Origin of the sequence: Siminovitchia sp. FSL W7-1587 (assembly GCF_037963795.1) — a bacterium.
In the GTDB taxonomy this organism is placed as follows: domain Bacteria; phylum Bacillota; class Bacilli; order Bacillales; family Bacillaceae_C; genus Siminovitchia; species Siminovitchia thermophila.
Window position 1 is genome coordinate 3,311,362 of sequence record NZ_CP150169.1, and the last position, 12,127, is coordinate 3,323,488.

The following is a 12,127-nucleotide window of genomic DNA, read 5'->3' on the forward strand; positions in this document are numbered from 1 at the left end:
GAAATAAGGAGTAGATACATCTCGTACATGCGAACAATAGATGTAACACTTAATTATCCGTATTTTCAGAATAATAATACAATAAACAATCTGTCGTAAGCGATTACGACAATGTATGGGTTAAATGAAATGTAACTGAAATATTGAAAAAGGAGTCATCCAAGAGTAATTATTTTCACCTTGCCATCCCGGGTTTAGGGGAAAAAGCAAAAGATCTCGCAATTCATCAACGACTTTATTCCAGGAACAAGCACATTCCTTTTACCAATAAAGGAAATGGTATGAAAGGAATCCTTTAAAAAATGCTTTAAGGAATGGCAACAACAAGACGGCTTGGAGTCCAAGGGTGTCTTTCGCATTCAAATGGGAGTTTACTTGGATTGCCTACTTGAGTACCATGAACATTTACAATAAAGATTGGAGCGTAAAATGACGATGTAATGATGAAACAAGTTGCACCCAAGATCATTTAACTTTATTGAAGGAGGTCTTTTGTTTTGGCGAAGAATGGGATGTCTCCAAGAGATTATTTTAGTTTGGCATTTGGAAGTATGATTGGGATAGGATGGGTTATTTCAGTTCCTGCCTGGATGTCCTCTGCGGGCAGCATTGGCGCCGTTATCGCCATATTGATAACGATGTGCATCATTATTCCCATCGGCTTTGTTTATGGAGAATTAACCTCGAGCCTTCGGGTTTCTGGCGGAGAGTTTGCTTATACGTTTAAAGCGCTTGGCAAGCTTCCGGCATTTATATGTGGATGGTTTTTAATTTTGGGGTATTTAATCATTCTTCCTTGGGTAGCTATTTCTGTTGCCGCTCTAATTGCTTATTTATTTCCTGTCATGAATTCCATTCCGTTATATACAGTGCTTGGAAGTAAGATTTATTTGCCCCATTTGCTGATCAGCTTTCTTATGGTAGGAATCATTGTTTATTTAAACTGGAAAGGTGCTAAACAGTCCAGTACTTTTCAAAATATAGCAACCCTGTTAATGGTGATAACATTTCTTGTTTTTATCATCGGAGGTTTTATCAGCGGGTCTCCAACCAACATGAAGCCGCTTTTCCCAAGTGGAAATTTGTCCAGCGGTATTGCGCTTGCGATAGCTTCCATCATCTTTTTTATGAATGGATTTGATACCATTCCAAAAACGGTTTCGGAGGCAGATTCTTCCATAAATTATTCGAATCTTGGGAAGGCGATTACGGGAACAATAGTGATGGGGAGCTTGCTCTATGTTCTCATCGTTTTATCTTCAAGTTTTATTATGCCGGCATCACAATTGGTAAACTTGGGTGAACTTCCGCTTATTGCCGCTTTCGAGACAGCTACCGGCTCCAACCTTTTGGCAGGCATAATCGTCTTTGGGGTTTTAATGGGAGTCATCACAACGTTTAATGGCTTTTTGTTTGCGGGGAGCCGTTTAATTACTTCTTTTGCGAAAGCCGGATTTTTACCAAAAATATTTTCCAAGGTTGACTCTCGATATAAAACACCTAAAAACTCCCTGATATTTATGTTGGTGATCTCGGTAGCCGGCATTGTAATGGGACAAGGAATTCTTCTTCCGTTGATTGTAATGGGAGGAATCTCCTTTTTAATTGCTTGGTTTTTCATGGCGCTCAGCAGTATCAGCCTCAGAAAAAAAGATCCCAACTTGCACCGTCCGTATAAAGCGCCAGGCGGTATTGTGATGGGATATATCGCTGCTGTATTTTCGGGTCTGCTTTTGCTGTTGATGATTGTCCCCGGGACCCCTATTTCTTTAAAAGGCATCGAATATGTTCTATTTATCATATGGGCAGCTGCCGGCTTGCTGATGTATGCTATATATCATAAACAATACATTCAGATAGAGGAATTAACGTATACAAAGGGAGAGATTGTAAATGAGTAATGAAAAGTTTGGCATTGTAGGTTTTCCGTGGGATGGGGGAGCATCTTTAGGAAGACCTGGCGCCCGCTTTGCACCAAAAGAAATACGGGAAGCTTTCTCATGGTTTGCCAATCGAATTGAAGATAATCAAGTGTACGATGTTGAAAAAAGAAAGACATTTACACTAAGAGAAGACGGAATGGTAGATTACGGGGATATTGATATTGTCTCTTACAGTACAGAAGAAACATTTAAAAATGCGGAGACGAAAGTAAAAGAGCTGCTACAAAAAGATGTTTTTCCTTTTGTTCTTGGAGGGGATCACTCCATTTCGTACCCTATCATTAAAGCTTTGCATGATGAGTCAGAAGGAAAAGTCGGGATCATACAATTTGATGCGCACCTCGATTTAGTCGATGAAACACCAGTTCAGGGAAGATTCTCCCAAAGTAGCCAAATTCGCCGTTCCTTGGAATTGCCGAGGATTCAGCCCGAACACGTCGTGCAGATCGGTGTGCGAAGCTATAATTATCCATGGTATGGAAAATATTTAAAAGAAAATGGCATTGTTCAAATATCGGCAAGAGAAGTACATGAATCTTCTCCTGCCCAAGTTGTTAAACAGGCTCTTGATGCCTTAAAAGATGTTGAGAAAATTTATTTGACATTTGATATCGATGTATTGGACCCGGCATATGCACCCGGATCGGGTGCCAACGAACCGGGTGGCTTGACCCCTGTCCAGTGCATGTCCATGTTGGAGAAGTTATACAATGTCGTTGATGCTTTCGATATAGCTGAAGTCAATCCGCTATATGATCATCAGGATATTACAACTGCCTTTGCCGCCCGCATCATGTTTGATTGCGCAGTCGCTAGGTTAAGTGTTGAATAAAACAAGGAAATAGAGGAGAAGCAACTTTTTGCGATATTTGTTGGCGCCAGTTAGTCAACGAAGGGAAAAAAGCAATTTGCCGAATGTAAAACAAGGCTAACTATATAAAGTCAATACTGTGTTATTGATGTACTCCATCCATTTTCTCAGTGAAAATTAGGCATGACAAAAAAGCTTGATGATTCAAAAATGTAAATTTGGATCATCGAGCTTCTTTATAATCCTCATCAGTTTCGTGCCTATCCAAGAGTAAGTCGAAAAGCGTTCCCCCAACCCTAGTCTCGTGCCTGTAAGGAGAAAGTCGGAAAAACGTTTCCCAACTCGGGTCTCATGCTCATCCCAAATCAAAAAAAGCGTTCATCCAATCGGTTTTGTACCCGCTCAAGGTAAGAAGTCGGAAAAAACGTTCCTGCCCGAGTTATTCATACATACTCCAAGTAAGAGTGGTTCTATCACCTTTTGCCGCCCCTGCTTTCCCTTTAAAAAAGTTGTAATATCAACGTTTTTCAATTTTCCCTTTTAAGGAGTCGGTCCTTTATTTTTGGATATAAAAAGCCTATATAAAATCGTTGACATTGTATTAAAATCATGATATTATTATAAATTTTGCATTTTTAATTATTTGTGATATAATGAACATAAGAGATGAATGGGAGGTCGGTCTTTTGTTTAATGTTGGCGATAAAGTATTTTATCCAATGCATGGTGCTGGAATGATTCAGGCGATTGAGGAAAAAGATTTTCTTGGTAAAAAAGAAATCTATTACACGATCTTTATTCAGACAAGCGATATGAATGTCATGATTCCAAAAAAGAATGCGGAGGCTGTAGGTCTTCGCTCAGTCACCGACAGGGAAACGGCCAAAGAGATTTTAACAATTCTTCACGACTCGGGGACAGCTTCCAATTTGACGTGGAAACAGCGATACAGTTCAAATGTGGAAAAAATGAAAACAGGCGCTTTTGATGCGACTGCAGAAGTGATACGTGATCTTTTAAGCCAAAGAAGCGCAAAGCCGTTGAACGGCAGTGAGAAACAATTGCTGAATGAGGCGAGAAAATTGATGATCAGCGAATTGGCGCTTATTACAGGTGTAAGTGAAACCCAAGCGGCCAAATTATTAAAGCAAACTAGCTAAGGGATGATTCCTCATATAAAGGAGTCGTCCCTGTTTTTATTTTTAAAAAAAGGGTACATAATATAAGGGTATCCGATTTTATCGTTTGAAAACCGAGGTCCTTATGTTAGACTTTTAACTAATCAGAACTTTCTAAAATATGAAAAGGAGGAGAGAGCCGGGTGGCGAAAGAATACTTTGTAACCATTAACGGTGAAAAGGTTCAAATGAAAGGCGTCGGAACGATCATGGAAACATTGAAGGCTTTGGAAATTTCCGTTCCGGACGTCTGTTTTCATCCGAGCCTTGGTGCGATTGAAACATGTGATACGTGTCTCGTAAAGGTGAATGGGGAATTCGTCCGATCTTGTTCAACTGAAATTAAGGCAGAAGATGTTGTTGAGACGATAACGGATGATGTCAAAAAAGCCCAAGTCATCGCAATGGATCAAATTTTGCACAACCATGAATTGTATTGTACCGTTTGTGATTACAATAATGGAACATGCGAAGTACATAACACAGTCAAAGAGATGAAAATCAACCATCAAAGCATTCCGTTTGAGCCCAAGCCTTATGAAGTAGATGACTCTCATCCGTTTTACCGCTATGATCCCGATCAATGCATTTTATGCGGACGCTGCGTGGAAGCATGCCAAAACGTCCAGGTAACAGAAACGCTGACGATCGACTGGGAACGGGAACAACCGCGGGTGATATGGGACAACGATGTTCCCATCAACGAGTCGTCATGTGTTTCTTGTGGCCATTGTTCCACCGTCTGCCCTTGCAATGCCATGATGGAAAAGGGAATGGAAGGGGAAGCGGGATATTTAACAGGTCTTAAAAGGGAAACGTTGCGACCGATGATTGACTTGACAAAAGACGTTGAAACCGGGTACGGCTCGATCTTGGCGATTTCTGATATGGAAGCGGCAATGAGGGAAGAACGGATAAAGAAAACAAAGACAGTCTGCACGTATTGCGGAGTTGGCTGCAGTTTTGATATTTGGACAAAAGGACGGAAAATCTTGAAAGTGGAGCCGACCGTGGAAGCGCCCGCCAATGGCATTTCTACATGCGTAAAAGGCAAATTTGGCTGGGACTTCGTGAATAGTGAGGAACGTCTGAAAAAGCCGCTCATCAGGGATGGAAATGTTTTTCGGGAGGCGGAATGGGAAGAAGCTTTAACACTTATTGCCGAACGGTTGACCGCCGTCAAAAATGAATTTGGGCCCGATGCCCTCGGTTTTATCAGCTCTTCTAAATGTACGAACGAAGAATCTTATTTAATGCAGAAATTGGCAAGAGGGGTAGTCGGTACAAATAATATTGATAATTGTTCCCGCTATTGCCAGACTCCGGCGACGGTAGGATTGTTCCGGACGGTGGGATATGGGGGAGACTCAGGTTCCATCACAGACATTGAGCAATCGGACATGGTGTTAATTGTCGGCTCCAACACGGCCGAATCTCATCCTGTCCTGGCGACAAGGGTGAAGCGTTCCCATAAGCTCAAGGGGCAAAAGCTTGTCGTTGCGGATCTGAGAAAACATGAAATGGCGCAACGGGCAGATGTGTATATAAAGCCGAAACCGGCATCCGATCTTGTCTGGTTGTCTGCTGTTACGAAGTATATCATTGATCAAGGATGGGCAGATGAAACGTTTATCGCTTCTAAGGTCAATGGCTTTGATGAATATTATAAGAGTTTAGAGTCATATACGCTTACATTTGCGGAAAAAGAAACGGGTGTATCACAGGAAACACTTATCAAGATTGCCGAAATGATTCACGAATCAAAAAGCCTGGTCGTTCTGTGGGCGATGGGTGTGACGCAGCAGCTTGGCGGAAGTGATACGAGTACAGCCATATCCAACCTTCTGCTTGTTACCGGAAATTATGGGCGGCCCGGTACTGGATCCTACCCGCTTCGCGGCCATAACAATGTCCAGGGGGCAAGTGATTTCGGCAGTATGCCGGATCGGCTTCCCGGATATGAAAAAGTGGTGGATGAGCAGGTGCGAGCCAAGTATGAAAAGGGCTGGGGCGTAAAACTCCCGAAGCATCCGGGATTGAATAATCATGAAATGGTAGATGCCATGCATGACGGCAAGTTAAAGGCCTTATATTTAAAAGGGGAAGAGATGGCCCTCGTTGATTCAAACATTAACTACGTGCAGGCGGGGTTTGAAAAATTGGATTTCTTTATTGTGCAGGACATCTTTTTTTCAAAAACGGCCCAGTATGCGGACGTTGTTCTCCCGGCAGCGCCAAGTTTGGAAAAAGAAGGTACATTTACGAATACAGAGCGCCGAATCCAAAGACTTTACCAAGTATTTGAACCGCTCGGCGAATCGAAGCCGGATTGGCAAATTATGATGGAAATCGCCAACAGGCTCGGAGCAAATTGGAAATATGAGCACCCAAGCGATATCATGAGTGAAGCCGCCAGCCTTGCCGCACAATTTGCCGGTGTCAGATATGAACTGCTTGAAGGCTATAACAGCCTGCAGTGGCCTGTAAAAGAAGATGGGACAGACACCCCGCTTCTCTTTACAGACGGATTTCCATTCCCGGACGGAAAGGCACGATTATTTCCGGTTCAATGGACAAGACCATTGGAGTATGACGAACAATATGATCTTCATCTGAATAATGGACGATTACTTGAGCATTTCCACGAAGGAAACATGACATACCGCTCCGAAGGCATTTCTTCGAAAACGCCGAGCGTATTCCTGGAAGTGTCTCCGGAATTGGCAAAGGAAAGAAAACTCGCAAGCGGCACACTCGTCCGGCTTACGTCACCTTATGGCCAAGTCGTTGTCAAGTGCCACGTCACTGACCGTGTACAAGGAAAGGAAATATACTTGCCGATGAATGATGCCGGCGATGCCACGATTAACAAACTTACGAGCAGTTACGCGGATAAAGACACCGATACACCTGCCTATAAGGATCTCATGGTCAAACTTGAAGTTCTTCAAGAAGAAGGGGAAGACCCACTCCCGCCAGTGAATCATAGATTTGGCAACCCGCAACCGCAAAAAGGAGTGGAAGTGGAAAGAAAGTGGGCAAGGTCTGATTACGTATTTCCGGGTGATCTCGTAAAAAGGGAGGGCAAAGCGACACATGGCTGAACCGATTAAAGATATTCAATTTCAAGTACCCGATAAAGAAAAGCAGAAACAAAAAGAACTGCAAGAAATACAAGAAGCCCTTTTAAATAACAAAGAGGCAATACTTGAGACGATGGAGATCCTCGGTTACTTGAAACAAAGGGGCCTCCTTGATCTTGTAAAGGGATTGCTCGGACAAGGCGACAAAGTGCTGGAAGTTCTTGTGAATACGGCAAACATGAACGAAAATAAAAATACCATTAAAAATATTCTCCTCTTGCTCGGCACAATTGGAATGATTAATGTTACTCAACTTGAACCATTCCTTCTCAAACTAAATGCGGGAGTCGCAAGAGTGGCTGAAGTTGAGGAACAGCAAGAGGGGAAAACAGGCTATATTGAGCTGGCCCGTGCTTTAAAGGACCCTGAAATCAACAGAGCCATTACGCTGATGCTTGAATTCTTAAGAGGGATGGGGCAAGATATGAGCGATTTGGAAAAAAACAAACCATCCTCTTCTCCGGATACTAAACAGATGATGGACAGTGGAGAAACAATGGAACCAAAACGATAAAATGGAGCTGGTGATCGCCTGATCTTTAAGATCGGGCGGTCTCTGAGCTTCCTAATGAGAACGGTGCTGGGACATAAGCAAATACGAAATAGCAAAAACCGAACAATTCATTTATAATTGTTCGGTTTATTTGTGTTAAAAAAATCCTTATTATCGCTACGTCAACATATTTCGCGTTCCGCAGGTCTCTTCAGCTTCCTCGGCTTTCCTGCGGGATCTTCAGCTCAAGCTATTCTCGCAGGAGTCTACCTATTTTGACCACGCTAAAAGCTTGCGTATTAAGCACTGGGGCAATTTATCCCGCATGTAAGGTGCCGTAAGACTCCCACTTCAAAATCTTGAGTGAATACAAAAGGCCTAAGTGGGAGCAAACGGCACCTAAATGCCCGATTGGTTCAACTAACATTCAGTAGAAGCCCTACTGAATGAAGTTTCACTTTATCCCGCATGTAAGGTGCCGTAAAAAAGACTCCCACTTCAAAATCTTGAGCGAATACAAAAGGCCTAAGTGTGAGAAAACGGCACCTAAATGCCCGATTGGTTCAACTAACATTCAGTAGGAGATGGAAGAAAACTCCTACTGAATGAAGTTTCACTTTATCCCGCATGTAAGGTGCCGTAAGACTCCCACTTCAAAATCTTGAGTGAATACAAAAGGCCTAAGTGTGAGCAAACGGCACCTAAATGCCCGATTGGTTCAACAAACATTCAGTAGGAGATGGAAGAAAACGCCTACTGAATGAAGTTTCACTTTATCCCGCATGTAAGGTGCCGTAAAAAAGACTCCCACTTCAAAATCTTGAGTGAATACAAAAGGCCTAAGTGTGAGAAAACGGCACCTAAATGCCCGATTGGTTCAACTAACATTCAGTAGGAGATGGAAGAAAACTCCTACTGAATGAAGTTTCACTTGATCCCGCTCAGTTACTTTTTTTCCGGACGGTAAAGACAGAAAAATATCTGAAACAGTCATACATCCTCGAATAACACTTTGAAATGGTGGCGACGTTCTTTCATATGTTTACAAGCATCATTTTTAAATGCCTGATCTTCCCGGTTCGATGTTCGTTTATAACTTTGAATCTATGCTTTTTCTTTCTTTTTACAATCAAAAAGGGATGTGTGAGGGTTCGCGCTGTTTTGCTTGAGTATTGCATTGTGAATCGTTTTGCCACGATAATGTATACTAGAAGCAGGATTGTAGAGGTAGTCTAACGCCTAGGCACCCTAAACGAATCGATCAGGTTTATTTTATCACACATGTAAGGTGCCATATACACCACTTCAATACTTGAGTCGATACAAAAGGTCTAAGAGGGAAAAACGGTATCTAAATGCCCGATTGGTTCAACTAACATTCAGTAGAAGCCCTACTGAATGAAGTTTCACTTTATGGCGGATGAATAAATGGTTGTGGCTTCACCATTTATTTGCAGGGGGTTAAGAACATGTCTAATGAGCTAACGCTGACCGTACAAGATATTATGCGTCGTCCTCTTTTTCAACGAGCTAACATGATTGCCGGATTAAAAGGGAGAGATCGTCCGGTAGAGTGGGTGCATATTCTCGAAGATGGCCACTCTGGCATTGAGATCAATGGAAATGAATTCATTCTGACGACTGTTCATTTTTTTGATCGTGCCAGAGACGTATATATGTCTTATTTGAACGAGTTATTACGTCAAAAAGCGGCTGCGCTATGTGTCGTGGCTACAGCCGAACAGATTCCGAGTGACGTATGTCGATTTGCCGATGAGTATGAATTTCCGATTATTTTGTTGGATGACAAAGTCAGATTTGTCGATATAACAAAGGATATTCATATGTTTATTGTGAATGACCATGCGAAAACGGTTTTAGAATTGGAAGCTTATTCAAAAGAGCTATCTCATCTCACGTTACAATCCAGAAGTATCGGTCATATTTTGCAGGCTTTTTATCGATTCACCTCACACCACATTGTATATTATCCGATTGATGGAAATGCTGTTACGTTACCGCAGACTCAAAAGCAAGATTATGAGAGTTGTATACAAATCTTCCATGAACAGATTCTCCGTGATCATCAAGGGGCACTCACTCAAACTGAAACGATAACGGCTGGCAACATCACCATTTTATATCAGCCAGTAACGGCAATGGGGCAAGTACTCGCGTATGTCGCTGTTCTGCTGCATGATGGCGGGGGCGATCGTTATATGACTCGTGCGTTGGATTATACGGTAACAGCGATCGCGCATCACTTATTACGGGAATTATTTATTGAAGAACGGAATTTACAGAATCAAGCATTGTTGTTAGATGATTTGGTGAACAACCGAATGCAAAGTGAAGAATTGATGCGGACGAAGCTAGGGATTGTTACTCAAGATATTCATAATTTTTCTTATTATTGTGGCGTGATTCAGTGGGGCTTTTCGAAGTCGAATTGGAATGTGGGGGAACGTAATTCATTATTGCAGAACATCGCTATTGTTACGAGGACGATTATGAACCGGCATCAGTTTCATCCGGTTACTCTTACAATGGGCAACCGTCTTTATTTTCTTGTTTATCAAGTGCAAGCGGAACATAAAAATATGTTGCCCATTCAAAAGCGAATTGAAACAGCGACAGATCAAGTGAAACATGCGATGAATCAATTTTTAACAGATGGGGATTTTCTGATTGGCATGAGTAAAGCCAACCATATGTTGACGGATGCATATGAGGCGTTTCAACAAGCGCGGCAAGTGATTGAAGTGGCGCAAATTACGGAGTCTATTACTGATCCGTTTTATGAACATATCGGGATTTTTCGCATTTTACTCAACGTAAAAAATAATCAGACTATTCATTCGTTAATCCAAGATTATGTGGGAGAGGTATTGAAACATGATCAACAAAATGGGGCGGAATTATTAAAAACCCTTAAAGCGTATTTGAATAATAATGGTTCCAAACAAGCTACAGCCAATGAGTTATTTATTCATCGGCAAACGGTCAATTACCGTGTGGAACAACTGCATGAGTTGCTTGGTGATTTTATGGATCCAGACCGTCGTATTTGTATTGAAGTTGCTTTAAGGGCTTATGAATTACATCGTATTCATTTCTTTTAAAATAGTAAGTAAGTATTCCCACGTTTTCAATGTGGATGAAATGCTTAAGTGTTCACTGGGCGTATCAATGTTATGGATGTCAGGACCAATACAGACCGCGTCGACATCCATTTTTTTGACGAGGATGCCACACTCAATTCCTGCATGAGTAGAAACAAATGTCACTTCTTCATTATATGTTTCCTTGTAAATTTTTTTGCAAAGGGAGCGAATATTCGAAGTGGGGTGATACGGCCAAGCAGGATATTCTGAATGAAAAATAACACGACTTTGTAATAGCCTGGCTAACACCTTCATTTGCTGGCTGATATGTTCTTGCAAGCTATATACGGAGCTTCTGATTTCATTTTTTAACATGATGTGATCACTATTTGTCCGCATTGTACCTAAGTTATTCGAACTCTGAACCAATCCAGGGACTTCAGTAGACATGCTTTGCACACTATTTGGCATGAATGTTAAAGCTGTTATTACTTTTGTCATTGTTTCTTGGGAAAAGACGTTATTTCCTTTTCGCATCGAGGACGTACACTGTACGTAAACTTCAGGATCTGCCATATCCAGTTCTTTCTTTAATGTTTCATCCCATTTAAATATGAATGAATGGATCAGAGGAATATGTTTTCGTTCTATCGCAATCGTCGCTTCTGCTTCTCTTGGAATGGTATTTGCCTTTGCGCCTCCGCGAAGGTGAACGAGTTGATAGTCAAAATGTTCCGCGCAATGTTGCAGCACTCTACCGAGCAGTATATTGGCATTGCCTCTTCCTTTAACGATGGAACCGCCTGAATGTCCACCTTTCAGTCCGCCAATATGAATGTCGTACAGTACAGTATCTGGCTGTCTTTTATCGTACATAATCGGGATTGTAAATTCAGCAATCACTCCGCCTGCACTGCTGACAAGCAATGTTCCTTCTTCTTCCGCATCAATGCTGATGAGGATACTTCCGTTTAGAAGTGCCGGATCAATACGTTTGGCTCCGTTCATAGTTGTTTTTTCTTCTGTTGTGAGCATGACTTCAAGGTTAGGATGTGGAATATGTTTCGAATCTAATAATGCCAGAGCATAGGCGATTGCGACTCCGCTATCGGCACCTAGTGAAGTGTCCGTAGCATAGAGCATATCTCCTTCTATCCTTAATTCAAGAGGGTCTTTGTTAAAGTCATGAGGATTGTCTCGATTTTTTTCACAAACCATATCCATGTTTCCGTGGATAATGACGGTCGGTGCGAATTCATATCCGAAAGTTGCCGGTTTTTTAATAATGACGTTTTTTGCTTCATCTTGAATGACTTGCAGACGATGTTTGTGAGCAAAGGAAACTAAATAATCGCTCATTTGTTGTTCTTTACCTGAACACCTTGGGATACGTGAGACTTCAGAAAAATAATGAAAAATACGGTATTTTGTCAGTTCCTGTATACTTGTATACAA

7 protein-coding genes are annotated in these 12,127 nt (G+C 41.8%); 6 read left to right on the forward strand and 1 reads right to left on the reverse strand.

The features are described 5' to 3' along the window. Positions 1-497: 497 nt before the first annotated feature. From NST31_RS15585 to NST31_RS15610, 6 genes are all read left to right on the forward strand, one after another. Positions 498-1,901 (forward strand): APC family permease, encoded by a 1,404-nt coding sequence (locus NST31_RS15585; RefSeq protein WP_339161866.1) that lies wholly within the window; start codon positions 498-500, stop codon positions 1,899-1,901. Next, a complete protein-coding gene (locus NST31_RS15590) occupies positions 1,894-2,775 on the forward strand; it encodes an agmatinase family protein (RefSeq protein ID WP_077112823.1) in 882 nt (293 codons plus the stop codon). The genes NST31_RS15585 and NST31_RS15590 overlap by 8 nt, the downstream gene beginning before the upstream one ends. Positions 2,776-3,440: 665 nt before the next feature. Then, positions 3,441-3,914 (forward strand): CarD family transcriptional regulator, encoded by a 474-nt coding sequence (locus NST31_RS15595; RefSeq protein WP_339161869.1) that lies wholly within the window; start codon positions 3,441-3,443, stop codon positions 3,912-3,914. 161 nt (positions 3,915-4,075) lie between these two features. Beyond that, positions 4,076-7,036 carry a formate dehydrogenase subunit alpha gene (fdhF, locus tag NST31_RS15600; RefSeq protein WP_339161871.1) on the forward strand — a complete coding sequence of 987 codons (2,961 nt, stop codon included), beginning with the start codon at positions 4,076-4,078 and terminating at the stop codon, positions 7,034-7,036. After that, positions 7,029-7,589 (forward strand): DUF1641 domain-containing protein, encoded by a 561-nt coding sequence (locus NST31_RS15605; protein WP_339161873.1) that lies wholly within the window; start codon positions 7,029-7,031, stop codon positions 7,587-7,589. Before fdhF ends, NST31_RS15605 begins: the two co-directional genes overlap by 8 nt. 1,448 nt (positions 7,590-9,037) lie before the next feature. Next, positions 9,038-10,690: a PucR family transcriptional regulator gene (locus NST31_RS15610; RefSeq protein WP_339161875.1), complete on the forward strand. Its 1,653-nt coding sequence runs from the start codon at positions 9,038-9,040 to the stop codon at positions 10,688-10,690. Here the strand turns inward: NST31_RS15610 and pepD are convergent. Continuing rightward, positions 10,667-12,127, reverse strand: coding sequence for a beta-Ala-His dipeptidase (gene pepD / locus NST31_RS15615; protein ID WP_077111050.1), 1,461 nt, complete (start codon positions 12,125-12,127; stop codon positions 10,667-10,669). The two genes, NST31_RS15610 and pepD, sit on opposite strands and share 24 nt — an antisense overlap.